At 42.1% G+C, this 26,202-nt stretch carries 20 protein-coding genes and 1 pseudogene; 9 read left to right on the forward strand and 12 right to left on the reverse strand.

Annotation, left to right across the window (positions count from 1 at the left end):
* Positions 1-106: 106 nt before the first annotated feature.
* Positions 107-472: a VOC family protein gene (locus NSTC731_RS01975; RefSeq protein ID WP_445629386.1), complete on the forward strand. Its 366-nt coding sequence runs from the start codon at positions 107-109 to the stop codon at positions 470-472.
* Positions 473-495: 23 nt separating this feature from the next.
* On the opposite strand, the gene NSTC731_RS01980 is transcribed toward NSTC731_RS01975, so the two are convergent.
* The 3 genes from NSTC731_RS01980 to murG all read right to left on the reverse strand — a co-directional run bounded on the left by NSTC731_RS01980 (position 496) and on the right by murG (position 3,748).
* Positions 496-1,839, reverse strand: coding sequence for a hypothetical protein (locus tag NSTC731_RS01980; protein ID WP_445629387.1), 1,344 nt, complete (start codon positions 1,837-1,839; stop codon positions 496-498).
* Between the two features lie 119 nt (positions 1,840-1,958).
* Positions 1,959-2,618 (reverse strand): glutathione S-transferase family protein, encoded by a 660-nt coding sequence (locus NSTC731_RS01985; RefSeq protein WP_445629388.1) that lies wholly within the window; start codon positions 2,616-2,618, stop codon positions 1,959-1,961.
* A 56-nt stretch (positions 2,619-2,674) separates the two neighbouring features.
* The gene (murG, locus tag NSTC731_RS01990; RefSeq protein ID WP_445629389.1) at positions 2,675-3,748 is read right to left on the reverse strand and encodes an undecaprenyldiphospho-muramoylpentapeptide beta-N-acetylglucosaminyltransferase; all 1,074 of its coding nucleotides are present in this window, start codon (positions 3,746-3,748) and stop codon (positions 2,675-2,677) included.
* Between the two features lie 84 nt (positions 3,749-3,832).
* Here murG and NSTC731_RS01995 point away from each other — a divergent pair, with 84 nt between their 5' ends.
* A complete protein-coding gene (locus NSTC731_RS01995) occupies positions 3,833-4,672 on the forward strand; it encodes a nuclear transport factor 2 family protein (protein ID WP_445629390.1) in 840 nt (279 codons plus the stop codon).
* A gap of 160 nt (positions 4,673-4,832) precedes the next feature.
* Positions 4,833-5,606 carry an SDR family oxidoreductase gene (locus NSTC731_RS02000; protein ID WP_445629391.1) on the forward strand — a complete coding sequence of 258 codons (774 nt, stop codon included), beginning with the start codon at positions 4,833-4,835 and terminating at the stop codon, positions 5,604-5,606.
* A gap of 651 nt (positions 5,607-6,257) precedes the next feature.
* Here the strand turns inward: NSTC731_RS02000 and NSTC731_RS02005 are convergent.
* The 8 genes and pseudogenes from NSTC731_RS02005 to NSTC731_RS02040 form a co-directional block, all read right to left on the reverse strand.
* On the reverse strand, positions 6,258-6,932 hold the full coding sequence (locus NSTC731_RS02005) for an O-methyltransferase (protein ID WP_445629392.1): 675 nt from the start codon (positions 6,930-6,932) through the stop codon (positions 6,258-6,260).
* Positions 6,933-6,951: 19 nt separating this feature from the next.
* Entirely contained in the window at positions 6,952-7,836 is an 885-nt protein-coding gene (locus NSTC731_RS02010) for a DUF1932 domain-containing protein (protein WP_445629393.1), read from the reverse strand.
* Positions 7,837-8,148: 312 nt separating this feature from the next.
* Positions 8,149-8,871 (reverse strand): carbonic anhydrase, encoded by a 723-nt coding sequence (locus NSTC731_RS02015; RefSeq protein ID WP_445629394.1) that lies wholly within the window; start codon positions 8,869-8,871, stop codon positions 8,149-8,151.
* Positions 8,872-9,878: 1,007 nt separating this feature from the next.
* A complete protein-coding gene (locus tag NSTC731_RS02020) occupies positions 9,879-13,595 on the reverse strand; it encodes a diguanylate cyclase domain-containing protein (RefSeq protein ID WP_445629395.1) in 3,717 nt (1,238 codons plus the stop codon).
* Between the two features lie 179 nt (positions 13,596-13,774).
* A complete protein-coding gene (locus tag NSTC731_RS02025) occupies positions 13,775-14,182 on the reverse strand; it encodes a response regulator (RefSeq protein ID WP_445629396.1) in 408 nt (135 codons plus the stop codon).
* Between the two features lie 116 nt (positions 14,183-14,298).
* Positions 14,299-14,678: pseudogene (locus tag NSTC731_RS02030) on the reverse strand (response regulator).
* Positions 14,679-14,841: 163 nt separating this feature from the next.
* Positions 14,842-17,397, reverse strand: a complete 2,556-nt coding sequence (locus tag NSTC731_RS02035; RefSeq protein WP_445629397.1) for an ATP-binding protein — start codon at positions 17,395-17,397, stop codon at positions 14,842-14,844.
* Positions 17,394-19,247, reverse strand: a complete 1,854-nt coding sequence (locus NSTC731_RS02040) for a response regulator (RefSeq protein ID WP_445629398.1) — start codon at positions 19,245-19,247, stop codon at positions 17,394-17,396. Before NSTC731_RS02040 ends, NSTC731_RS02035 begins: the two co-directional genes overlap by 4 nt.
* Before the next feature lie 869 nt (positions 19,248-20,116).
* Between NSTC731_RS02040 and NSTC731_RS02045 the strand changes: the two genes are divergently transcribed.
* Positions 20,117-22,009, forward strand: a complete 1,893-nt coding sequence (locus NSTC731_RS02045) for a pseudouridine synthase (RefSeq protein ID WP_445629399.1) — start codon at positions 20,117-20,119, stop codon at positions 22,007-22,009.
* 60 nt (positions 22,010-22,069) lie between these two features.
* On the opposite strand, the gene NSTC731_RS02050 is transcribed toward NSTC731_RS02045, so the two are convergent.
* Positions 22,070-22,447 carry a hypothetical protein gene (locus NSTC731_RS02050; protein WP_445629400.1) on the reverse strand — a complete coding sequence of 126 codons (378 nt, stop codon included), beginning with the start codon at positions 22,445-22,447 and terminating at the stop codon, positions 22,070-22,072.
* 395 nt (positions 22,448-22,842) lie between these two features.
* Here NSTC731_RS02050 and NSTC731_RS02055 point away from each other — a divergent pair, with 395 nt between their 5' ends.
* From NSTC731_RS02055 to NSTC731_RS02075, 5 genes are all read left to right on the forward strand, one after another.
* The gene (locus NSTC731_RS02055) at positions 22,843-23,106 is read left to right on the forward strand and encodes a hypothetical protein (protein ID WP_445629401.1); all 264 of its coding nucleotides are present in this window, start codon (positions 22,843-22,845) and stop codon (positions 23,104-23,106) included.
* A gap of 118 nt (positions 23,107-23,224) precedes the next feature.
* Positions 23,225-23,431, forward strand: a complete 207-nt coding sequence (locus tag NSTC731_RS02060; RefSeq protein WP_445629402.1) for an RRXRR domain-containing protein — start codon at positions 23,225-23,227, stop codon at positions 23,429-23,431.
* Between the two features lie 68 nt (positions 23,432-23,499).
* Positions 23,500-24,174: a cysteine dioxygenase family protein gene (locus NSTC731_RS02065; protein WP_445629403.1), complete on the forward strand. Its 675-nt coding sequence runs from the start codon at positions 23,500-23,502 to the stop codon at positions 24,172-24,174.
* Positions 24,158-24,919 (forward strand): class II aldolase/adducin family protein, encoded by a 762-nt coding sequence (locus tag NSTC731_RS02070; RefSeq protein ID WP_322695135.1) that lies wholly within the window; start codon positions 24,158-24,160, stop codon positions 24,917-24,919. The genes NSTC731_RS02065 and NSTC731_RS02070 overlap by 17 nt, the downstream gene beginning before the upstream one ends.
* 148 nt (positions 24,920-25,067) lie before the next feature.
* Complete coding sequence (locus NSTC731_RS02075; protein ID WP_445629404.1) at positions 25,068-26,180, forward strand: sulfonate ABC transporter substrate-binding protein; 1,113 nt, start codon at positions 25,068-25,070, stop codon at positions 26,178-26,180.
* Positions 26,181-26,202 lie beyond the last annotated feature (22 nt).

Consider the following 26,202-nt stretch of genomic DNA (forward strand, 5'->3'; position numbering starts at 1 on the left):
TGGTGTTAACGCCCAAAAGATAAAATAGAAAGGAACATTGTTGTTATCGACTCTGAAATCCAGAGTTGATATGGATTATTACCAAAATTAGGAGGGAAGGTGTGACATGACAATTACTCTAAATCACACCATAGTGCCTGCACATGACAAAGAAGCATCCGCGAGGTTCTTTGCAAAAATTTTTGGTTTAAAGGTTGAGCTTCCCGTTGGTCACTTTGCTGCTGTGCATATAAATGATGCGCTGACACTCGACTTCGCCGACACTGAAGCGTTTGAGCCGCATCATTATGCGTTCCATGTCAGTGATGAAGAATTTGATGCAATTTTTGCACGCGTCAAAGAAGCAGGTATTGAATACAGTAGCGACCCCATGCATCACAATAAAGGACAAATTAACCACAGAAAGGAAGGTCGTGGCTTTTATTTCTATGACTCCGATGGTCACAACTTAGAATTGTTAACCCGTGCATAGATTTTTGACATCAGGTCAATGCATTACTTTTTGACTAAAAAATATGCTGTGGCATAGTCCGGTAATTGGCTGATATTCTGCCCAAATTCTGTTTTATTCTTAAAAATACCTGCCAAAAAATCGAGCTGATAAAGATTGGGTAAAAATGCTCCGCCTGTATCGGCGATGACTCCCATTTGCAGATGTTTGCGACCACCTTGAGTATGCTCAATCACAATCACCTTACCTAAACCGACATTCAAAACATCTCCAGCAAAAGTAACTCCCGGTTTGATAGAAATTTTGGCATCTATTTTGTATCCATAACCTTTAATAGCATCAACTTCTCTAAAATACCAATAACGCTTTTGTGCTGTTGCCTTTAATCCACGGATATAAGCCATTCCATTGTTTCTATCTACATTAAAAAATGCCTTATAACCATCTGTAAAATTAATCAGGATTGTTCCTTCCATAATTGCTTCTTCTAAGCCATTTCTGGTTAGATAAGCAAGAGTATTCACTTTTCCAAATTCTCTACCACCTGGTTCATAAATACCAGATAAAACATCTTGCTTTGTGTATCGAGTGTAGAACTTATCGTTATTAGAATTATCTTTTAAGCTATAAATTGGTATATTAAAAGTAGAGGTTTTCTTGCGGGAACCAGGGTGAGTAAATACAGCATATTTGGTGATTCGTAATTGTTTTTGCTGTTTACTTTTGGGGTTGTATGCAGACCATTTAATGACTCGAAAATTAGTATTAATAAATTGAGAGTCTTGTAAACGAGTAGCCCGATTATTAGCAATATCCTCCTTCAAAACAGCAATCATGAAATCTAAGGTTTTGAGAACATCTGGTACAGTAACTCCTTGAGTAGTAAGGACTCCTGGACGCATAATATCTGGGTCTTCTGAAGCATAATCTTGAAAATATTTTCTAGTATTAACGAGAACGGTTAATAAATCTCCTTGATTGAATTTAACCTTACTATTTGGTAGTTTTCCTGGAGTAGCAATCTGACTACCATTAATATTAAATTTATATTTTTTGAACTCATCAACAACTGGATAGGGTGTAGATGCTGCTAATAAATTGTGCGGAGATGAAAAAGCGTTTTGCTTGTCTAGAATTCTATCAGATATATGTTGAGTTGCAAAAGTATTTTGAAACCTTGAGGTAATTGGATCGGTAACTTTATTTGAAGTAAAAGAAATATGTGGTTTAATTTGAACAAAATTTTCTTGTTGAGTAAAAACACGATTTTGTGGTACTAGGTCTTTAGTTTTTGACTGAGGATATAGATGGTTATTTGCTAAACTTAAAAATAAAGAACCAGCACAACCAATCATCAAACAAAATTTTGGACTCAACTGGATATTCATAAATTGGAAAATAAATTGCTACTAATTAATAATAATTATACTTATTTATTAATGCTAAATCTACTAAAACACGAGGCTTGCACTCATATAACTTTTATGTTTTTGTAGAGCTTTTATAACTAAAGAGTTTGAATCATCCTAGCTGCCATACGAGATTTTATGGCTTCTAAAATTTCTGGAGTTTGAGTTTTTTGCCAAGCCGGACGTGCTGTTAAACGATCGCACCAAGCACAAAGCTTAGGATACTCACTCAAAGAAACACCGCCCTTCATCAACCAGGGTACTATAGAGCCAGCTACAGATTCAGCAAGAGTTATACTATCACTGCCAAAGAAAGGGCGATTGTCGAGTAAATTCTCGAAAAAATTCAGTACTATTGAGATTTTCTGTTTCGACTGCTCAATTTTGTCTGGCTCTCCTCCAGGTAAGCCTAATATTACGGGGGACAATATGATTGTGGGTGGCATTAATTCATTTACCGTTGCTAATTGCACCATTCGCACAATTGCTAGATCCTTTGCATCGATAGGCAACATAGTAGGTGTGGGATATTTTGCCTCTAAGTAATCTAATATTGCCAAAGATTCCACTATCTCAAAACTATCATCCACTAAAACAGGAATATGGTGGAAAGGATTAAGAGTTAAAAACTCTGGCTTTAAATGTTCGCTATCTAAAATGTTGACTTCTACTAATTCAAAGTCTATTCCTTTTTCGATTAGAGTAATCCAAATACGGCGAGAATTTGGTGAAATTGGATGATGATAAAGCTTTAACATCGGAAACCTTGAGAATTTTTATTAAAGTTCAGATCAGCTCATTGGGAATAGCTGTGTTATCTCTCCACTACCTCACGGACTAACTGCGCCAATTTTTCGGCACTATCAGGAACTGCGATCGCCTTTGCTTTTTCCCTCATATTTGCTAATTCTTGCGGTGACTGCAATAAATTCAACACATTATTTTGCAATACTTCAGTCGTCAACTCAGATTGCTTCAACGTTAACGCTGCACCAGCCTTTGTAAATACCTCTGCATTGTAAGATTGATGGTCTTCTGCGGCAAAGGGGTAAGGAATCAAAATCGCTGGCGTTCCACACACTGCTAATTCTGTTAAGCTACCTGCACCAGAACGACTAATCGCAAGAGTTGCTCGTTGCAACAATGCCGCCATATTGTTGTAAAAAGGTAAGGCTATGTACTGTGGATGTTTGAGACTGTCTGCTTCGGGATCGCGATCGCCAGTTAAGTGTACTACATAAAAACCAGCATCAAACCAAGCTTTTGCAGATTCGCGCACCAAGTTATTGATTGCAACTGCACCCTGGCTACCGCCAAAAACAACAATTAAAGGCACACCATCAGGAATAGCTAAATCCAGTGGCGCATTAATTGCTCCATCAAGAAATTGCTCTCTTACCGGAGTACCAACATAGACATTTTTGGCACGAGGCAAATACTTAGCAGCTACTTCAAATCCCAAGGCTACCGCACTACACCAAGGGCCAAAAAAGCGAGTTACTTTACCGGGTAAGGCGTTAGATTCGTGGAAAACCACGGGTAAACCAAGGGAACGCGCCGCAATTATGGCTGGCCCGGCAATGTAACCCCCTGTGGTAAACACTCCTTGAAAATTTCCTTGTTTGAGAATTCGTCTGACTTCTAGAATCGAAAGGGCAAGTTTACCCAAAATGCGAATCGAGGAAACTCCAAACCCTTGCTGAAACCCTTCAACTGCAATAGTATTCAAGGGATACTGTTTGGGGACAAGTTGAGTTTCTAGCCGATCGGGTACTCCCAGCCATTCTATTTGATAATCTGGAAGTTTTTGTGCCAGGGCGATCGCTGGAAACAAATGTCCACCAGTCCCACTGGCAGCTATTAATAATCGTATCGGTGCGTTTGCCATCAAACCTCTACCGTTTAGCGTCTAGCTTAACTAAGATAAAACAATTTGCTTACTTTCTCTAATCAAATCAGTAAACTCTTACCCATGACTAACATTATTACCGCCTTAGTGAGACGACAACTCAAATTTCCAGCAAATATTTGGCTAGTTTCGTTTCTGCTGACTATTGGTTTAACAACTGGTTGGCAACGTACTCAGGCAACGACACCACAGCAATTATCCCAAGCCACAACAGCCCAAAATGCACCAGCTGCTTTGACAAACCTGTTGACACAAGTTGATAGCGCTGCCAGCCGAGGCGATGTCAGAGGAGTGTTGCAATTTTACAGCCCCAATTTCACTCATGGCGATGGATTAAACCTCCAAACCTTGGAAAAGTCTTTGACTTCACTTTGGCAACGATATCCGAAATTGCAATACAGCACGAAACTGCTCTCTTCAAAACCTGAAGCTAATGGAATTATTGCTGAAACAGAAACAAAGATAACTGGCTTACCCTCTGGTAACGGTAATAAGTTAGCTCTCAATGCCACAATTAGATCGCGTCAGCGCATTGAAGGCGGAAAAATAGTCCGCCAAGACATTTTGTCAGAACGCACCCTGCTTACTTCTGGTAGTAATCCGCCCCAAATTGATATTAAATTACCCCAGCAAGTGCAAGTCGGTCAGAAATATAATTTTGATGCGATCGTTCAACAGCCACTTGGTGATGATTTTTTACTAGGAACGGCCTTAGAAGAATCTATCCAACCAGATAAATTTCTTAATCCTACACCCGTCGATTTAGAATTACTGACATCTGGCGGATTGTTTAAAGTAGGACAAGCACCATCTACCCCAGGTAGCCAATGGGTTTCTGCCGTCATCCTACGAGGTAATGGGATGACGATGATAACTCAGCGCTTGCAAGTGGTGAAGAAGTAGAGACGCGATTAATCGCGTCTGTACAGGAGGTAGGAGGTAGGAGTTATAGACCGATTGATGATAAATTATGAACGATGAAACTTGTGCTAATTCATAATTCATAACTGTTAACTCCTCACTCCTAACTATCCTTGTTAACTCCTCACTCCTAACTATCCTAATGACTTCCCTACAAAATCAAATCATTTTGATCACTGGTGCAAGTAGTGGTATTGGTACTGCTTGTGCAAAAATCTTTGCTGGTGCAGGTGCAAAACTGATTTTAGCAGCACGACGGTTAGAACGTTTGCAGCAGCTAGCAGATACTCTTAGTAAAGATTTTAGTACTGAAATTCATTTATTACAGCTAGATGTGCGCGATCGCCATGCTGTTGAATCTGCCATTGCGACTCTACCCTCTGCTTGGTCTGACATCGACATTCTCATTAATAATGCTGGCTTGAGTCGTGGTTTAGACAAGTTACACGAAGGCAGCTTTCAAGACTGGGAAGACATGATTGATACTAACGTTAAGGGTTTACTTTATGTCTCCCGCTATGTCGTTCCGGGAATGGTAAGTCGCGATCGCGGTCATGTGGTAAATTTAGGTTCCATCGCCGGACATCAAACCTATCCCGGTGGCAATGTCTACTGTGCTACCAAAGCTGCTGTGAGAGCCATTTCTGAAGGTTTAAAACAAGACCTGTTGGGTACGCGAGTCCGTGTAACTTCTGTCGATCCTGGTATGGTAGAAACGGAATTTAGCGAGGTACGCTTTCACGGAAATACTGAACGTGCTAACAAAGTCTACCAAGGAGTTACACCCCTAACAGCAGATGATGTGGCTGATGTGATATTTTTCTGTGTGACGCGATCGCCCCATGTCAATATTAATGAAGTTGTGCTAATGCCTGTTGACCAAGCTAGCGCTACCCTAGTTAATCGACGAACATAAAAGTAACCGATCTCATCCCATTCTAAAAAAGCTTACCCCTGCCACTCACTCTACTCAAGAGGCATTTGGTAGAAAAAATGTAGAGACGTAGTGCTACGTCTCTACTAAGGTTTTGGATAACGCATATTTTATTTCACTAAATATTTAAAGTCTTACAGTTTATGTTTCAGTTTACGTCTAGAGAGTTTGTTAAGGCTTTACCAACTCAGTTAGAGTGAAGAACTCTTAACCCAAGCGTATTGGATTTTAATTGGAAATTAACCTATTTAGTAACTTTTCTTAACTGTGTTTTACGAAGTATTTAGTTATTGTATTTAGGGATACGCAATTATTTTTTATAAATAAGCGCTAATCTAATCAAACATGGCCAGAATATACTATACCTTCCTGGCAGGGGGACTTGTTATATAGTCCCTGCTGGGTTTATTTTTTACAAGCTTTCAGTTTTTTCTAAATTTTTATGAGTTTGCGTTAGTGTAGATCGACTCAAACATCGCCAACACTATTTTCAAGGCAAGTATATTAGACCTATCGCAAAAATATATTTTTGCACTCTTAGGGAAAAGGTTAAAGGGAAAGGATTTTGAGTTTTTTTACCCTTTACCCTTTACCCCTTCCCCTTTTCCCCGACTTTTGCAAGAAGTATATTAACTATTGGTCAGCCGTGACGATCGCGATCGCAAAGCCGTCATATCCTTTGCTACCCACAGTCTGGATTGCCGTGGCGTTGACGCGTGGCTCAGAAGCAAGCAGTTCGTTGAAGCCGCGCACCCCCTGAACGCTAGGATCGTTGCTACTGGAATCAATCACTGCTCCGTTACGCACAACATTATCAGCGATAATCAGGCTGCCGCGCCGGGAAAGCTTGAGCGCCCACGCGAAGTAATCGGGATTACTTGGCTTATCAGCGTCGATAAAGATTAAGTCAAATGGGCTGTGACCTTCAGCGGCAATCTGTGGCAGTGTAGAGAGCGCTTGTCCGAGGCGGAGGTCAACAACGTTAGACAGACCAGCGCGATCGATATTGGCGCGGGCAATTTCGGCGTGCTTTGGGTCAGCTTCTAGTGTGATTAGGCGGCCATTGCTGGGTAACGCCCGCGCCAGCCAGATCGTACTGTAGCCGCCCAGTGTGCCAATCTCTAAGATGCTTCGCGCTCCTTGGATTTGCGCCAACAGTAGCAATAGTTTGCCTTGGGTTGGCGAAACGTTATGCGGCGGTAGTCCGGCGGCGGCACTAGTTTGGAGGGCTTTATCCAGCGCTGGGTCTGACGGTACAAGCAAATCGGTAAAGTAACGATCGACCGCAGTCCATTGCTCTTGAGTCATAGATTCTCAGTTTTTACGATTAGGTGTCACTTGCTTCATTAGAAAGGATTGTAATGATTTCATCCAAAGAGCGATCGCGATTAGACTCTTCTGGTGTTTCCTTACCCAAGGAGGTTTCTTTCACCAAACGGTAAACGTCAGCTGCTCCGTAAAAAATGCGCTCAGTTAAACCTAACTCTTTAAAGGTTTCTGCAATCTCTTCCATCTCTCCTATCCAACGATGCGCTTTCGGTGTCATCGCTGGAATGGAACGCGTCAAAATACTAGCAAGTTCTTGTTGACTATTAGATACTTCATCCCATAGTTCCTTATCTAAACCTAAACGATGGGCTGCAATTAGTAATTCTGTGCCAATTGCTGTAAGTCCCTTTGTCAATGCTGCGTAGGACATTTTCAACCCGGAAGCCTGACCAATTTCATCACCAATTACCCGTACATCCAAGCCGCGATCCCGCAGTTGTTGCAGTTGATTTGCCTGTTTTCCAGAAGTGTAAATGCGGGTGCGATTGGGAACTCGTGGTGGTGGGCCAATAATTGATGCATCTACAAATGTTCCCCCAACTGATTCAATGAGGTGGCCGATATTTATGACTTTTTGGGGTGCGATCGCATTACAATCAACGTAGAGAATGGGTTTACCAACACTGGCGATCGCCTCAGCTACTTGCTTCGCCGCTTGGGTAGCCGCTGCGGGGACTAGAACTGACAGCACCACATCAGATTCAATTACCAGTTGTGTGAGGGAACCTACATCTTGAATGTTGGCTGCGGCTGCTAATTGCCGAGTTCGTTCGCTGCGATCGTCTAGGGCTGCAATAGTTTTCAATCCATGTTGATTAAGAACAGCTGCGATCGCTTGTCCCATATCACCCGGACTTAAAATACCAATAGTTTGGATAGGCATGGAAAGTTTTATATTTATTTTATGGCTGACAAGTTAATTCAGGTAATTGAGTAGTTATCAACTACGATAAATTGATGTATATGCCGTACTTTATCAAACCACGGATAAGCTTAACAAGCAAGCTATCTGCTGAGAGATAGGTAAGAGGTAGGAGCAAAACAGTCTTTATATATAAGGATTTTGATGAATTGCAATAGGAAATGGCAATTTCTCAAAAGAAACTAGATTTCTTTCAATCCCTAATAGGGATTTAAATGAATTGCAATACAATAATATAGTGTAAAAATCCTACACTGAAAATGTGTGAGATATTCAAGTAATAATGTTGACTCTACCAGTATCAATATCGTAACAAGCACCAACAATTTTTAGTTTACCTTCACGAAGCAATTTAGCCAAAATAGTTGAGCTTTCTTGCAATTTTTCAGTTTGATACTGAATGTTAGCTATAACTGCATCTTGCATACGATCGCCAGTTCTGAGCTTTACCCTTTCTACAGATGGTTTGATACCCTCAATAATCAAACCAATTCTGCCTGGAAGTGGTTCGTTTTTGATTGCTTCTGCGACTGCACCACATCTTCTATGACCCAAAACCATAATCAACTGCGAACCCAATACTGCTGTAGAATATTCCAGACTACCTATAACTGTGTCACTGACAACATTACCAGCAACTCGCACGACAAATAAATCTCCAAGTCCTCGATCGAAAACAATTTCTGTCGGTACTCTAGAATCTGCACAGCCCAATATGGCGGCAAAGGGATACTGAGCTTTCGCAACTAATCGTAGGTGTTCTAGTGATTGATCGGGATATTGACGTTTTTGATGGATAAATCTTTGATTACCATCAAGCAATCGTTTGATGGCTTCATTTGGACTGATTGAATTAGGGTTAACTGGGTGAATATCAGCAACAGCAGTTTGCTCTATATTCCAAAAACTATCACCGAAAGTAGTAGCTGCAATACCTACAACACTGGCGAATTTCAAGAAATTACGTCGCCCGACAAATCCATTAATTCGACTCATCAATCTACCTGACAACAATAAAGCTGTTCTCAAGAAGATATCAGACTTAACTAAGATGTAAGAGTACTTGATTACACGGTTTAAGGGTCATTTAATATTCGCGTGATTTAGAGTGGTTAGAATCCAATCTGGGTTAGTGATGAAAGCAAATGAACAAGCGATACAAGAGAGTCATTAAAGCGGCTTTATCGCAATACGCTTGGGTTAAGCCAGAAAAATAAATTTGCGTAGGTTGGGTTGAGGAACGAAACCCAACATTTTCGTGTATTTTTTGGGTTTTACTTCGTTCAACCCAACCTACAATAGACTGTAAATATAGGGATATTATCTTTTAACTTATTAGTCAGCAGACTTCTTGGCATTTGTCGGGGTAAAGGGGCAGCAGAAAAGGGTAAAGAGATTCAAAATCCTTTCCCTTTAACCTTTTCCCTTTTCCCTTTTCCCTCTCTTGCAAAAATATATTTTTGCAAGAGGTCTAGTATTCAGACGATACCTCTAGCTATTTAAGAGGATGTTTGAAAAGTATTGGAATTAAACTTTTCAAACATCCTCTTAAAGCGTAAGTGTAGCTGCTTTGGTGTTTGCTTCCTGATTACCTCAGGCACAAAGCTCTGTTATGACGTTCATTTTCAAAAGTTTGTGGTTGACTGAAATTGGTTCTTTGGCTAATAATGTGTTTTTTCTAGTCAAATTTAAAGTACTTTTATCTAAACTCAGATTAGGCATTTCTTGCCAGCAGTGGCGGCAGAACCAGTAAGTTTCTTGTAAACGAATGTGACGAAGCATTTGGTTAGAACAGCAAGGGCAGTTTGTCATAGTATTGTTGTTTTATTAAAAAAGTTAAACAAAAATAAGTAGTTTGCTCTTGGCTTAACTACCAACAGCTTTAATTTATAAACAGAAAATAAAGAACTAATAAAGAAATGACAGGAGTTTAAAAACTTTAGAAAATATTAACAATTACTTGATTAGCGTAGGATCGCAAGAAGCGCAGCATCGCTCACTCTCTAAGAGAGTCTATTTATACAAGAACGATTACGCCCGTTTGCTTTGGCTTGATAGAGGGCTTGATCTGCTGCCTCAATCAAATCCAAAGGAGCCATATTGGGTGTCGGAATCACTGTAGCAATTCCGATACTTAAAGTGACGTGGTGCTTCACAGGCGATGCCGCGTGGGGAATATTTAGCTGTTGGATAGCTTTATGAATTTCTTGGGCAACGTGAAAAGCCCCATTACTAGGAGTATTAGGCAAGATGACAACAAATTCTTCTCCACCATAACGAGCAGCTAAATCTCTAGAACGTTTAACACTTTGTTTGAAAGCTTGGGCAATAAAGCGCAAACAATCATCCCCGGTCGCATGACCATAAGTATCGTTATATTGTTTAAAATAATCAATGTCGCATAAAAGTAGTGAGACAAAACCTTGTTCTCGTAAAAGATATTGCCAGACAGAATTAAGCTTAATATCAAAACATCGGCGATTGGCGATTTGAGTTAATTCATCCACCATTACCATATTTTCAAGCTGCTGGTTGGCACGCTGCAATTGTTGATAAAGTTCTGATTGCTGAATAGCGATCGCTACCTGTGTTGCCAATTGCTGAAGCAGTTCGCTTGCCCAAGGTTGCCACTGACGCGGGGCGCTGCAATGATGAGCAACCAAAAGACCCCAAAGGCGATCGCCTTGTAAAATTGGTACAACTAGCTTGGCTCTGACTTGCAACTGTTCCAATAACTCTACATGACAAGGGGTAAATCCGGCGGTGTAGATGTCTGGAGTAACTCTGAGCGTACTTTCTTGATAAGACTGTCCCTGTATTTTGACAAAATAGCTGTCTGTAATTTCCATATTCAAAATCGATTGCCAACCTGCTGCTATAGACTCCGTGACAATCACACCACTCCAATCACGGTTAAAGCGATAGATGATGACGCGATCGGTTTGCAGAAAATGTCGGACTTCAGCAACAGTTGTGTTTAAGATTTCATCCAAGTCCAAAGACCTACGGATATGTTGAGCAATCGCATAAACCATGCGTTCCCGTTCTGTTTGCTGTTGCAGGGCAATTTGTGCCTGTTTGCGGTCTGTGATATCTGTAAATGATGTCACCACCGCCGATGGTTTTGATTCATCGGATTCAAACAGTGGTTGAGAATTGATTGAAATCCAAGTCAAGCTGCCATCAGGTTTATGAACTCCCATAATCACATTAAATTGAGGCTTTCCAGTGCGTAAGGTGACAATGGCGGGGTGAGTTTCGCTTGGAAAAGAAGTACCATCTTCATGAATCGCTCGCCACTGCAAAGCGATGGAAGTTCGCCCCATCATTTGATCGGCTGTTAACCCTAAAATTCTTTCGGCACTGTCATTACAGGTGGTAATGCGTCCATCGGATTGCTGTAGGACAATACCTTCTGCCATCGCTGTAATTACCGAACGATAGCGTTGTTCGCTTTCTCGCAGCGCTTCTTCCATACGCTTGCGTTCAGTAATATCAGTATGAGTTCCTAGCATCCGTAGGGGAAAACCATTCTTGGCGCGACTCGAAACTTGACCCCGATCTAAAATCCACTTGTAGGTTCCATCCTTGCACTTAATCCGATATTCACTGACATATTGTTGGGTTTCACTGGATAAATGCTTGCTAACCTCCTCGTAAACCCTCGCTTTATCATCGGAGTGAACCCGCTGTTCCCATTCACTGAGGGTATTTCCAATTTCATGCTCTGCAAACCCTAACATTTCTTTCCATCGTCGGGAAAAAAAGACTTCGTTAGTTTCAGCATTCAAATCCCAAACTCCGTCGCCATTTCCTTCCAAAGCATACTGCCATCTTTCTTCACTGATTTTGAGTGCGGCTTCGATTTGTTTACGAGGGGTGATGTCTTCAAAAATGTATAACCGCCCAAAGTATCGATCCTGAGTATCCCGAATTTGACTGGAAAAGCGGCGAATCGTTCGCCCATCGACAAATAAAATTTCATCCTCAATCGTGCAACGATTTTCTTCAGACTGCAACGGTTTATAGGATTCGACAAATGCCGATGCATCGACAATTGAAGATATACAATCAGAAATGATGTCATTATTTTTTAAAGCACCCAAACGCATTTTGTCTTCTAGATGTTCGATGCCCCAAATTTTACAGAAGTGGTGATTGAAATAGAGAATTTCATCGGTACGATTGTCAACAACAAAAAATCCTAGCAAAGAACTTTCAGTCATAGAACGTAGCAAAGCTTCCCGCCAGCGCAATTCTGATTCTGTACGCTGGTGTTCTTGTAGTGCAGCTTGTTGCTTGGTAATATTGTTTTCGTTGACGAGGATGATGGAGTTACCTGTTACTGGATCGCGGGTGCATCGTATATCGATCCCATGCCATTGAATTCCCTCAGTAGTAAACACCTGAGCCTCTATGCTGAACGCCTCACCGAAATTAATCGCTTTCATAGCTTGTTGTCCAACACTCTTGTCAACAAAGTGACTCAGGAAAATATTTTCAGCTGACGAGTTAGGGTATAGGGTATCCCGATAACAGCGCAGGGCTGCCGGATTTTGCATCAAAGGTACACCATCCATCGTGTAAAGCGAGATCATGACTGTGGTGTGACGTAGGGCTTCAATCGCTCTGAGTGTTTCTCGATCGATCTGATTGATAATTTCTGTCGATCCTTCAACCAGCATCGCCATTCGCCCTTCCTCAATTTGAATTCCAGAAAAGATGCAGCGCAGAGAAACAGGTTTTCCTTCTGGGTAAAATGTCCAGTTTTCAGTGATGGTTTTCCCTTGCTGAAATTCTTGCAAATAGCTTTGCATTCGAGTGTGAGTAGACTGGGAAACATCACTGAAGTTGCGACTGAGCAATTCTTCTCGACTTTGAGCATTCCAAATATGCAGAGCGGATTGATTCGCCCACCACATCTGCAAGTTTTGAATATCATAAATCCAAACTGGAGTTTGTAATCGATCAAATGTAATCAAGTCTGCAACTGATATATTCTTTGGCAATGCTGTTCTTGTGATAATGGAACCTCTAAAATTCCGATCCAGAGTTCTTTTGATTGATTTCAACCTTGGCTGAACTGTCAAATTTTTCAGGTTTTGATTCAGTTGCAGCGTTAGTTTTTGGCAGGATGTAGCCTTTTGCCGATGGCGTTCTGCTTCCCCAAGAGCGATTCCTAGTTCTGCGGCTATCAGTTGGAAATACTCAATTTCTAAAGAACTCCATTGACGCGAGCCACTGCACTGGTGAGCAATTACTAAGCCCCATAAATGAGGATATGTACTAGAAACTCCATCAAGTTCTTGATTGTTTACTAAAATTGGTACTACTAAATTAGCTCGAATTTGCAAGTCTGTTAATAGTTTTTTGTAACAAGGGTCAAAGTTTGTAGTATGAATGTCTTCAATGACACTAACGCTTCCATCTCGATATCGCTCTACCCATATCGCATTGAAGCAACGATCGTAAATTAGTTGCCCTAGAATCGGTTTCCATCCATTACTTACAGACTCTTCTACGATGACTCCATCTCCATCCGGCAAAAAACGATAGATAATGGCGCGATCGCTTTCTAATGTTGTTCTAACTTCGCTGACAATAATCTTGAGAATTTCACTCATTTCAAGTGACTGATGAATTTGATCGGCCAGCATCCTAATTCGATCGAGGATTTGCTTTAAATCAATTTCAGAACCCGATAGACGATTGAACAGCATAGGAATAATCTATGTATATGCACTTAGATAGATGTAAAAATTATCTTTAGTATTTAATTCTATTCCAAATTACCTAAAACGTTAAGTTAAATTTAAGCTCTAGGAATTTTTTGTACTCCAAGTAATTGCAAATCCTGTTATAGATTGGATATTTTACTCATTCTTGTTTAATCTTTTAGTCAGGTAAAATCCCAACCCAGCAATTGAGCAACTTGAGACGGGAGGGTAACTGGATTAAAGGGTTTGAGAATTACACCTGCAACTTGATACTGTCGCAAAATTTGCGAATCCAACCATCGCGCTTTCGCACTGAGCAACAGTACAGGAATAGCTTGAGTTTCTGGATGATTTCTTAGTTTATTCATAAACTCAAAACTAGCCAGATCGTGAATTGAGATATCTAATACAATCGCATCAGGAGTATGGTGTACTGCATTCTGCAATCCTTCTAATGGAGAATCTGCTGTCACCACATTCCAACCAGCTAAATCTTGGAGGCAAAATTTTACTATCTCACGGACATGCAGTTCATCATCAATGAGCAATATCGTTTTGCCGATTATATTTACCTCCTTTAGCATATTCATTTGATTTCATATACCTTTTTTGATTACAGATAAAAGGTTTTTATCTGTAACCAAAAAAATACATTACAAAAATAAAAAACTAATAAAGATATAGATTTCGTTACCAAACTTAATTATTAATCGTTCCACCCCAGAATCTCACTAACTTCGTTGCAAATAGAGGTGGGTTCAAAAGGTTTGGTGATGATTCCAGCAATTCCCATCTGGGCGAAACGGGCGCGATATCGCTCCCTTGGACTTTCGCTGTTAACAAAATCACTGGTATAGCTTCGGTTCCTGAATTTGCCTGAAGTTTTTCGTAGACTGCAAAGCCGTCCATGTCAGGCATAGAGACATCAAGTAGAATGGCATCAATAGGTTCCATCTGGGCAATTTTTAATCCTTCTGACCCAGATGCAGCTGTCAGGGTGTCCCATCCTCCCAAGTCTTCTAAACAAGCTTGCACTAATTCGCGGATTCGTTCTTCATCATCCACAATTAACAATTTTTTTGTCATTTGTCATTTGTCATTTGTCATTAGTTATTTATTATTCTCCCCCTGCTCCCTGCCCCACTTCGACTACGCTCAGTGACCTCCTGCTCTCTGCTCCCTGCCCCCTGCTCCCTGCTCCCTGCCCCCCTGCTCCCTGCCCCCCTGCCCCCTGCCCCCTGCCCCCTGCCTAATTCCCCGGCAATGGTAGAGTGAAGAAAAACGTGCTGCCAACACCAAGAGTACTTTCAGCCCAGATTTGCCCACCGTGCCGATCAATAATACTACGACAGATTGCCAATCCCAAGCCTGTGCCGCCTTTGGTGCGAGAATCAGAGGCATCTACTTGCTGAAATCTTCCAAAGATTGCTTCTAACTTGTCTGCTGGAATACCTCGACCTCGATCCGTTATTTGGAATAGTACGCGGTCTGTTTGCTGTTGGACACTGAGGGTAATAGTAGAATCGACAGGCGAGAATTTAATCGCATTACCTAACAAATTAGTAAGTGTTTGCACAATAGCATCAGGAGCCGCCCAAACTTGAGCATTAGTCGGGTGGATATTAAAGGTGATATTTTGCTGATTGGCGATCGCTTGCAGTCCTGCTACTGCTTGTTGAATTAAATCAGCCGCATTGCAGATGGTTTTTTCTAAGACAGCTCGATCCGATTCTAAGCGTTCCAAATCGAGAATATCGTTGACAAGACGCACTAAGCGATCGCTGTCGATGGCTGCAATCTCAATCATCCGCTTGAATTTATCTGGTTTTTTATCGTAGATACCAGTTTGTAGTAAACCCAATGCGGCGCGAATTGCAGTTAAGGGAGTGCGGAGTTCGTGACTAACGATGCCAATAAACTCACTCTTGATCGAATTAATCTGCTCTAGTTCAGTGATATCTTCGGCAATCCCAGCAATCCGAACTACCTCGCCGAATTCATTTTTGATCGGAAATGCGCGATCGCGAATCCAACGGATTGAACCATCAGGGCGGATAATGCGATATTTTTTATCGTATTGCCCTGCTTTCATCTGTTCAATGAGTTCAATTTCGACGCGCTGGCGATCTTCTGGGTGAATTGCATCTAACCAATTTGAATAGTCGCGATACAAGTCCTCACAATTTTTTTGCCAGATGGTTTGGTATGCATTGCTCACATATAGAACTTGCTGATTTTGAATATCGGTCATCCAAAATACTGCTTGGATGTTTTCTGCCAGCTGACGAAATTTTTCTTCGCTGTGGCGTAAAGCATCTTCGATGCGTTTGCGCTCAGTGATATCTTGGTGAACCGCAACCAGAACGTCGCCGTAGTCGGGATGTCTGAATACCGAAGCGGTCACACTACACCAAAATGGTGTACCATCTTTTTTAAGATTCTGGACTTCGTAGGTGGCTTCAGTATTTTGTAAAACGGCAGACAAAGTGGCTTGATTTACATTTTGAGTAGTTACTGATTTGGTGACACAGTTCGCAATCGAAACGTGTTGACCGTTGAGTTCACCAGAGTCATAGCCAAACATCTGCTCAAATTTCGGATTGGCATAGACAATGATTGCATTATCAATTCTTACTAAGCAAATGCCTTCCCCCATATTTCGGGTGATTACAGCCTGAAGCTCCAGCATTTGCGCTTGTTCTAAAAGTGTGAGTTGGGTTTGTTGCTGCTCTATAACTGTTTTTCGCAGGCGATCGTTCGTCTCTGTCAGTTGGGCAGTGCGTTCTTGCACCCGTTGCTCAAGTTCGGTATTCAGTTGTTGTAGGTCAATTTCTGCCTGTTTGCGCTCTGTTAGTTCTGCCTGTAACTGTTTGAACAAAGCTGCTTGCTGGATAGCAATGCTTACCTGCGCTCCCAACTGCCGCAACAGAGAAATTTCTGAAGATTGCCACTCACGAGGAGCCTTACATTGATGAGCTGCTAATAATCCCCACAATTCATCTCCTACGGAAACAGGAACCACCAGATTTGCCCTCACTTGGAGACTTTCCAAAAATTCAACGTGACAGGGACTAATTCCAGCAGTATAAATATCAGTTTTCGCAGTGACTAAGCCTTGTTTAAAGGGTTCGACGTTTTCTTCACCAATGCAAGGGTCATAAATCTGGAGTGGTAAAAGAGCCATGCAGTCCGGTGCAACAGACTCAATCACAATCGTTCCTCCCCAACCTGGATAAAATTGGAAGATAGTGACGCGATCGCACTCCAGAAATTGCCGCACTTCATCAACAGTAGTTTGCAAGATATCTTGTAAATTGAGCGATCGCCGGATACGCTGGCTGATCTCCATCACTAAGCGCTGTTGCTCAAATTGCTGTTGCAGCGTTTCTTGTGCTTGTTTGCGCTCGTCAAGAGCTATCCGCAGTTGCTCGGCATTTTCTTGAGACAATTGTTGGTTGAGTTGTTGAATCTTCCGTCTGCTGTACTGAAGATTGCCTGTCACCAGGTTAATTATCAAGGCAACTAGGAGGAAAAGACCTAGCCGTAATATATCTCCTGGTTGATTAATCCTCAGTTGATATTGAGGGGGAATTAAGTAATAATCAATTGCCAGTGTGGAAAGGACAACTGTAACGATCCCTGGTCGAAAGCCACCATACCAAGTACTTACAATAATAGCTATATAGAAAAAAGCACCAATGGTTCGAGAAAGCAGCAGTTCTAGCCAGAGTGACAGCAGCAGGGCGATCGCAGCTGAACCAATAGCCACACCGTAAGCTAATAATTGCTGATAATTTCCGATCACGCTTTACTTCTCCCTGCCTGAGAGCGCCAACGAGTTCTTTGAATGCGGCTCAGTACGCGTGTCACAAGTTCTGGCCCTAGCACTGGCTTGCTGATAAAATCATCGGCTCCGGCAGCAAAAGCTTGTTGAAGAAATTCTGCTTCCGTATGGGCTGTAACTACTAAAATCGGTAAATCTCCCCACTGGGCATCCTGGCGCACGACTTTGCACAACTCTAATCCGTTCACTATCGGCATTTCTAAATCTAGCACCACCAAGTCTGGGGATGTTGCAATCAGCACTTTCCAAAATTGTTGTGATTGGGAAAGGGTGATTACTTCCAGTCCCCAAGGAGTTAACAACGCCGATAATCCAGCCAGCATTACAGGATCGTCGTCTACAATCAAAACTTTGGCTTCGGAAGTTTGAGGTTGAGGTAAGACACGAGCGATCGCTTGAAAAATCTCCTCGGTTGTCGCCGGTTTATGCAAAAATTGTCTAGCTCCTAAACGCGATACTTTCAGTCGTTCTGCTAGGCTATCTCGTCCGGTAAAAACAATAACTGGGATATTTGGCGATCGCTCTACTATCTCGCTCAATAATATTAATCCGTCTTCCTCTGCTGTTGTAAAACTCAAATCCAGTAAAACAGCATCAGGAGTTTTTAAGGAAAAAAGCGATCGGGCGGTTGCTAAGTTTGGTGCAACCTTCATCCTGATTCCCCATGAATCGGCTTGTGCTTGCAACTGCTTTGTCAGCATAGTATCATTATCGATTACTAACAGCCGATGAGTTTGCTTCATCGGGACGCTTGGAGCAGTGGAAGTGACAGCAGGCTTGGTTAACTCTTGCTGTAATGCTGTTACCAGTTGCGAGAAATTAGAGATTTGCTCTGGAGATAGCAAGGAATCTTCAAGCAGCAAATGCTCTATTTTCCGTGCAAGGCGAGAACCCTCTGGATAACCGAACGACCCCATTGAACCTGCTAGCTTATGAGCTTCACGCAATGCATTCTGCTGTAAATCTTCATTTAAATTTCCTGCCAAGAGTGCGGTTTTTGCTTGCTCTAGCACTGCAACCTGTCCAACAAAGGAATTACGAAATCGCTCCAGCACCCGATTTACAGAAGTCATATCTTTGGGGCTGGGTTTTTTCTTTCCATATTGATTCTTTTCTCCAACAGACATGGGGCGATTAGGTGCAGGCTTGATCCGATAGCCCATGCCATATACCGTTTCGAGAAATTCTTCTGCTATACCTGCTGTTTTCAGTTTCTTGCGCAAGTCTTTAATATGAGTCGTAACTGCATTTTCAGTCGGTGCATCCCCAAATCCCCAAAGCCGATCTAGAATCACTGCACGACTAAAGATCCGGTCTGGGTTTTGCAAAAACAACTCCAGCAGTTTGTATTCTGTGGCTGTGAGGAGAATTTCCTGCTCATTACAAGTTACTCTGCCGGCACTTGGATCTAAAGAGAGATTTCCCCAGGTTAAAATAGATGATGAGATCGCCCCATTGCGTCGTAATAAAGAGCGAATTCTGGCTAGTAATGCTTCTGGGTCGAAGGGTTTGATGACGTAATCATCTGCTCCGGCATCTAACCCCGCCACAATATCTGCATTAGAATTTTTCCCGGTTAACAACAGAATAGATTTACGGTAGCCTTGCTTTCGCAGTTGCCGACACAAGGTAATCCCATCCAGTTTTGGAATTAGCCAGTCTAGCAAAATCAACTCATATTCAGTCGATAATGCTAGTTCTAATCCAACTTGTCCATTGCTTGCAATGTCGATAGTATAATGATTTGCACTCAACAACTCGAAGAGTGCTGTACTCAGTAATACGTCATCCTCTACCAACAAAATTTTCATAAGTTGTATCAAAAGAAGATGCTGATGACACCTTCGCGATCGCAGGACGCACCCTCTGCGCGGTCAAACTTTTGTGTAATTTTAATATATTGTTACAAACAATACAACAAGTTAATTTAAATTTTGCAGTGTGAGATATTTGTTGACAAAAATTAATAAGTAAAGTAGTGTTTCTCCTTTATAAACTAAGACAACTACAGACTTAAACACTGTCACCCCCGACTTAAATCTGTGTCAGTGCATTCGTACTGTATATTTTCTGTTTGATTTCTAGCCAGTTGTGGTGATGAAGCGGTGACGCTTGTGCTGCATCCACCTTAAGGTGGTTGGGAGAGCGTGAACGTCAACAACTGGCCATTGGGTGGGATTTTGAGATGGGAATTAATCCCTTGTAGAATTTTCTCAATGTCCCTGTAACCCTGTTGATATATAAATTAAAACTACAACAGAAAAACTTTGGATGCCAAATTGCCAAAAGCACTCAACACAATAGACTTCTTACAAAAGTAACAAATGCCAAGATGTTGGGGAAAGGTTAGGGATTTCCAATTAAAAAATATTCCGTCGCTTAGAAGGCAGGGGGCAGGAGGTCACTGAGCGTTGGTCATTGAGTTTCGACTGCGCTCAACTACCGCGTAGCCGAAATGAGTCGAAGTGGGGCAGGGAGCAGGGGGAGAGCAAGTCGTATTGATAGGGGTGAAATGGGATAATTTATTTTCTGGAAGTCCCTTAAAAGGTAAAGGGGAAAAATTCCATACCTTTACCCTGGTTGGTGAGCTTGTCGAACCATACCCCTTACCCTTTTCCCCACAATGCCATAAACGCTATATATATTAGGAGGATCGGCTAGATTTGCAATCATACTTTGTATGGTAGTTCTGCACCCACTTTCAGATTTCATCGACTGCGATTTTGCGATCGCTGACTCATCTTGTAGCTATTGGTACGAAGGGTGTTGTCCGCAAACTGGCGATTGCCTAAAATTACCCCGCACTTCAATGTCCGAAGCGATCGCCCACGGACTAATGCAACATCTTGCCAAGAATGACTGTTATTCCCGTGAAGGCAAGATGTATGGAATCTTATTAGTTGAACTGTCTAATGGCGAACAACGGGTACTAAAAGCTTTTTCTGGTCTTTTGAATAGTTGCAGTGTCGTTGAGGGCTGGGTGCCGGCAATTCCGGGACGAGATGAAGTTGCTTTCGAGGAAAGCCGTACTTTGGCACAGTTGGACGCGATTAAGCAAGAAATTATTACCTTGAAGCAACTAACCGAACGCCAGCAATATGAAATCCTGTTTAATGACTTTGAGCAGCAGTTACAAGCAATGAGCGATCGCCATCGCTATTGCAAACATCAACGACAAGAAAAACGTCAGCAAATCTGCAATACACTCACTGCCGAAGCGCTTACTATTGCCCTTGAACAACTCGATGAAGAGAGTCGTCAACAGGGAATTGAGCGACGACAACTTAAACGCCAACAAAATGCTGTATTACAGCCCCTCCAGCAATTAATTGCAGCGACGGATGCGCGAATTAGCGAACTGAAACAACAGCGCAAAGCACTTTCTTGTCAATTGCAAGCTCAAATGCACGCTAGCTACAGCCTGACTAATTTTTCCGGGCGATCGCAATCATTGCAAGAATTGATGCCAGGAGGTTCTCCCACTGGCACAGGAGACTGTTGTGCCCCAAAGCTGCTTCATTATGCGGCAACACATAATCTCAAACCCTTAGCAATGGCAGAATTTTGGTGGGGTGAGTCTTCTGCAAATCAGAATAAAATTCCGGGAGAATTTTACGAAGCGTGTGCCGAGCGATGTCAGCCATTGATGGGGTTTTTGCTCTCAGGCTTGAAACCTCCCCTCCCTGCTAGGGAAAAGGGAGTAAGAAGCCCATCTGATAGGCTACGGTGTATATACAAGTCCTTCTCACCCCCTCTAACTCCCCCTTGGCAAGGGGGAGAACTGAGAACCGAATATTTCCCCCCTTTACAAGAGGGAGAACTAGGAACCGGATATTTCCCCCCTTTACAAGAGGGAGAACTAGGAACCGGATATTTCCCCCCTTTACAAGGGGGGATTAAGGGGGGTAAACCCACATTGCCAAGATGTGCGTACACAGAGGTCACTTTACCCATTATTTATGAAGATGAATGGCTGATTGCTGTCAACAAACCTGCTGGATTACTTTCAGTACCCGGTCGTTATCGCGATCGCCAAGATAGTGTTTTGAGTCGCTTACGTCATTTGTTACCTGATGGGATGGCGCTTATATCTGTGCATCGCTTAGATCGAGAAACTTCCGGGATTTTGTTGTTAGCACGCGATCGCCAAACCCATCGGCAACTCAGCCAGCAGTTTCAGCAACGCCAGGTTCACAAGGTTTATGAAGCCATACTTTCTGGTGTTTTGACAATTGAGCAAGGTAAAATTGAACTGCCATTGTGGGGAGATCCTGAAAATCGGCCATATCAAAAAGTTGATTGGCAGTACGGTAAACCCAGCTTGACACACTTCCAAATAATGGCGAGAGAAGGAGACTATACCCGCGTAGAATTTACGCCACTAACAGGACGCACTCATCAATTAAGGGTTCATGCAGCTGATGCGCGAGGACTTGGGATAACTATTTTAGGCGATCGCCTTTATGGATGCCGTGCAGTTACTAGTCGGTTACATCTGCACGCCAGAGAGCTTCGCTTCGAGCATCCACAGTTAGAAAAAACCCTGCATTTACAAGCAATTACGCCCTTTTGATAAAATATCTCATCGGCGATGACTAATTATTTTGCCAAACGTCTAAAAAAATACTTTAAGCTAAAATACATCTGAAGTTGTTTTTCCCCCTCGCCACCGATTGATAGCAGGTAATCTTGCGATCAGAGTCATCATGTCATACTTAGTCAGCAGCCTATCCAAAAACTCTTGCTGCTGCACTCCCATAAGGCTTTTCAAAGTATTCAATAACTGCCCCAGCGCCTCATGGTCATAAGTTAAACGCCCGTAATTAAATAGATAGCTAACAATCTCACTAACTGCCACAAATGAAGCACCCGAAAGATCGATCGTGGGTATTAACTGTTTCAGACCTGCTAGCTCCAAAATTTGCTGACGCGATCGCTCTGTAGCTAGTTCTGGTAAATCTTTGAGGAGAGTTATTAATTGTTTGCGATCTTCAGCTTCTAGGTTGACCATATTTGCTTTTTGGCATTGTGGACGAACGATACATATTTAGATGATATGGACAATCCCACCTTTTGACGTTGCTCCCATCCAGAATTATGACAATCGACTTGCTTTTTAAATTTGTATGTGATAATTTTCCCTTGTAGTTAATTCAACGGTTATTCGACCGACTTACCGTACTTGAGGCAGCTAACATCATAGTTAAGAAACTTCCCAATAAAAATATCTAACTACAAATGATTGCGAGACACCCCACAGAATTGGATAAGTTATTCCTTGGAATATTTCTAAATAAGCAGTAAAGACAAGAGTGCTGGAGTTGACATATAGACTCTCATTCTTATCTTTTCTTTAATAAAAGGAGTAATAAAACCGATATAGGCTGGTGTGGAGACATTCCTGGATTGTCAGCTATTGCTGCCGATCAGGAGCTTTGCATTGGGGCTGTCCAGCGTCCCAGACCGGAATCATTGGCGAGTGCGATCGTAGTCCGTGGTGATTCTCCTAACCGTAAGCCCGCTGACCTTGTAGGTAAAAAAGTTGCTGTAAATCAGGCTGGTGCAGGTAAGTACCTGTTATTAAAACCAGAAGACAGCAAACTGGATGCTAGAGCAAAAGATTCTACCGAAAAGGGTAGATGTTGCTGCAACTATTTGCCCCACCGCTAAGTAGGAGCACAGGGGCGGGGGGCAGGGAGCGGGAAGAATAATTTTCTTGTTCCCTAACTCAGTAAGGGAATTTTTCCAATTCCCAGTCCCCAATCTAAAATTCAAAATTCAAAATTGTATGACTAAAGTATTGATTCTCGATGCCAACAAACAACCGTTATATCCAGTACGCATCAGCCATGCTAGGCTGCTATTGTCACAAGGTAAAGCTACTGTATTTCAGCGATATCCTTTTACTATCATTCTGAAGGAGTCCCTTTCTCATCTAAAACTTGAGCAACTTGGCTTTAAGATTCATCCTGGTATTAAAATAAATCGTAATTGAATTCTTAATTACGATTTACAACTTAGTAATTAGTTAATCTTTACCGCCTCCTAAACAGAGGAATATAGATGACGAACCACACTATTTTAGAACCGTTACCAGAAGACCAATGGTTTATTGAGAGCCAAAAACTACGATCCTTTGTAGCAACAGTGCAAGAAATTAGCGCTAGCGCTGTTAACGATCGCACACAAACTCTCGCTAGATTAGAACCCTATTTTCAAGAACTCCTTGCCCAACAGCAATGGCTACCCCAAAAGTTTGCCCAAGTTAATCTCGAAAGCCGGATGGGTGGCGGTATTGGTCAATGGCTGCTTTATCGCGCTAAAGATCGTTCGCTGTCGGTATTCAGTTTGGTAATTCCCCCAGGTTCAACAACTCCTGTCCACGATCATTTAGCTTGGGGATTGATTGGTTTATACAAGGGCGATCAAGAAGAAACAGTCTATCGCCGTGTAGATAACAGTGATGTAGAAGGACACGCACAATTACAAGTAACTGAAGTGCGTAGCCTTCAACCAGGTGATATCTACCGCCTCTTACCACCAGATGGTGATATCCACGCTGTTAAAACCACATCCCAGAGCGCATCTGTATCCATCCATATTTTAGGTAATGATACTGGTTGTATTTTGCGTCACCAGTTCATCCCAGAATCTCACAGCGTCAAATCCTTTCGCTCTGGATATTCCAACGCTCCCTGTAAAGAAGAGGAGGAAAAAGAACATGGCCAATTATATTAGACCAAAACCCCCAGTTTTCGAGCGAGTTGAAGACGAACGCCTCCACCGCAAGCAACGTCTCGCCGCCGCCTTTCGCCTGTTTGGTAAGTTTGGCTTCAGTGAGGGAATCGCAGGCCATATTACGGCTCGCGATCCTGAGTTTACAGACCATTTTTGGGTCAATCCATTCGGGGCATACTTTGGTCATATCCGAGTTTCTGACCTGATTTTAGTTAACAAAGAAGGTGAAGTGGTTAAAGGCGATGCTGAGGTAAACCAAGCTGCTTTCGCCATCCATTCTCAGATTCATGAAGCTCGACCTGATGTCATCGCCGCGGCTCACGCTCATTCACTTTATGGTAAAGCCTGGTCTAGTTTGGGGCGTCTCCTTGACCCCTTGACTCAAGATTCTTGTGCTTTTTACGAAGACCATGCCCTGTTTGACGATTTTACAGGTGTTGTTTTAGAAACTTCTGAAGGTCAGCGATTAGCGCAAGCCTTGGGGCCAAAGAAAGCCATAATTTTACGTAACCATAGCATTTTAACTGTGGGACATACAGTCGATGAAGCTGCCTTTTGGTACATTAGCTTAGAGCGATCGTGCCAAGGCCAACTGTTGGCTGAAGCTGCGGGTAGACCCACTACTATCAAACACGAAACAGCCCGTTTAACACAAACTCAAGTGGGGTCACATGTAAGTGGGTGGTTCAGTTTCCAGCCGCTTTACGATCGCATTGTACGCGAAGAACCTGATTTACTAAATTAATGCTGTGTTTTTTGGCATTGGCATAATCGGCGGGGAAGTTTCCAGTTAACTTACTTCCCGCTATTTTGATGTCAATTAAAAATTTATTTATATACTCCGGTAAACCTATAAGTTTATAGTATTCATATATCTCAGAGAAATCATTTTGATGATTAACCAAATCTTTCGCCGCTTAATTCCCAAGTGGATATCGTTGATAAAATTCAGGAATATCCCGTTTAACAACCAGCATAAATTATTCTTTTCTTCCCCTTTACCAACAGTGGGAGCTTTTGTTACAGGTCTTTGTCTGAGCTTGCTATTTGCTGCTTGTTCATCGACACCGACTGTTAATGTCCCTAATCCCAGTGCCACATCTGTTGCTAATTCTGCTTCTAGTAAAGTAGTCAGATTTGGCTATCAAAAATCTACCATTTTGCTAAGGACTAAGGGTGTTTTAGAAAAGCGTCTGGCGCCAGAAGGTATTACTGTAAAGTGGACTGAATTTCAAGCAGGCCCACAACTACTAGAAGCCATGAATGTGGGTAGTATTGACATTGGCCCTGTGGGAGAATCACCGCCAATATTTGCCCAAGCAGCGGGAACATCGCTAACTTACGTTATTGGTACTGCGGCTACTCCGGCTAGTTCTGCAATTCTTGTTCCTCAAAATTCGCAAATTCAAAAAGTTACTGACTTGAAGGGCAAAAGAGTTGCCTTTCAAAAAGGTTCTAGTGCCCATTTATTGTTAGTCCAAGCTTTAGAAAAAGCAGGATTGAAATATACAGACATTGAACCTAAATATTTGGCTCCGGCTGATGCTCGTGCTGCATTTGTGAAAGGGAGTGTGGATGCTTGGGTAATTTGGGACCCTTTCTATGCTGCGGCTCAAGAGGCAACTAAAGCCAGAGTTCTGATTGATGGCACAGGAATTAATAAACAGGGAGGATATTATTTGATGACTCGCAAATTTGTCACTGAAAATACCCAAACTGTCAAGGCAATAGTGGAGGAAATTAAAAATCTCGAAGAATGGTCTAAACAGAATCGAGAAGAGGTAGCAAAAACTCTCGCACCTGTGTTAGGAATTGATTTAGAAACGATGAAAAAAGCAACTAACAGACGGACTTTTGGGATTGTACCAATTGACGATAATTTGATAAATCTACAACAAGGTGTTGCAGATACATATTATAAATTGAAGTTAATTCCCAAACAGATAAATGTGAAGGATGCAATGTTGACAAAAGAAGAATATGCTGCTTTCTCACCAAAAACTTAAACTAGTACAATGAATCGGCTGT

The sequence above is a fragment of the Nostoc sp. DSM 114167 genome (genome assembly GCF_052692655.1).

Bases quoted from the DNA above. Each gene is read 5' to 3' on its own strand.
- NSTC731_RS02050 (WP_445629400.1), bottom strand. From the start codon at position 22,447: ATGGTCAACCTAGAAGCTGAAGATCGCAAACAATTAATAACTCTCCTC.
- NSTC731_RS01985 (WP_445629388.1), bottom strand. From the start codon at position 2,618: ATGTTAAAGCTTTATCATCATCCAATTTCACCAAATTCTCGCCGTATT.
- NSTC731_RS02020 (WP_445629395.1), bottom strand. From the start codon at position 13,595: ATGCTGTTCAATCGTCTATCGGGTTCTGAAATTGATTTAAAGCAAATC.
- NSTC731_RS02045 (WP_445629399.1), top strand. From the start codon at position 20,117: ATGGTAGTTCTGCACCCACTTTCAGATTTCATCGACTGCGATTTTGCG.
- NSTC731_RS02025 (WP_445629396.1), bottom strand. From the start codon at position 14,182: ATGAATATGCTAAAGGAGGTAAATATAATCGGCAAAACGATATTGCTC.
- murG (WP_445629389.1), bottom strand. From the start codon at position 3,748: ATGGCAAACGCACCGATACGATTATTAATAGCTGCCAGTGGGACTGGT.
- NSTC731_RS02000 (WP_445629391.1), top strand. From the start codon at position 4,833: ATGACTTCCCTACAAAATCAAATCATTTTGATCACTGGTGCAAGTAGT.
- NSTC731_RS02070 (WP_322695135.1), top strand. From the start codon at position 24,158: ATGGCCAATTATATTAGACCAAAACCCCCAGTTTTCGAGCGAGTTGAA.
- NSTC731_RS01975 (WP_445629386.1), top strand. From the start codon at position 107: ATGACAATTACTCTAAATCACACCATAGTGCCTGCACATGACAAAGAA.
- NSTC731_RS02060 (WP_445629402.1), top strand. From the start codon at position 23,225: ATGACTAAAGTATTGATTCTCGATGCCAACAAACAACCGTTATATCCA.
- NSTC731_RS02075 (WP_445629404.1), top strand. From the start codon at position 25,068: ATGATTAACCAAATCTTTCGCCGCTTAATTCCCAAGTGGATATCGTTG.
- NSTC731_RS02065 (WP_445629403.1), top strand. From the start codon at position 23,500: ATGACGAACCACACTATTTTAGAACCGTTACCAGAAGACCAATGGTTT.
- NSTC731_RS01995 (WP_445629390.1), top strand. From the start codon at position 3,833: ATGACTAACATTATTACCGCCTTAGTGAGACGACAACTCAAATTTCCA.
- NSTC731_RS02005 (WP_445629392.1), bottom strand. From the start codon at position 6,932: ATGACTCAAGAGCAATGGACTGCGGTCGATCGTTACTTTACCGATTTG.
- NSTC731_RS01980 (WP_445629387.1), bottom strand. From the start codon at position 1,839: ATGAATATCCAGTTGAGTCCAAAATTTTGTTTGATGATTGGTTGTGCT.
- NSTC731_RS02040 (WP_445629398.1), bottom strand. From the start codon at position 19,247: ATGAAAATTTTGTTGGTAGAGGATGACGTATTACTGAGTACAGCACTC.
- NSTC731_RS02010 (WP_445629393.1), bottom strand. From the start codon at position 7,836: ATGCCTATCCAAACTATTGGTATTTTAAGTCCGGGTGATATGGGACAA.
- NSTC731_RS02015 (WP_445629394.1), bottom strand. From the start codon at position 8,871: ATGAGTCGAATTAATGGATTTGTCGGGCGACGTAATTTCTTGAAATTC.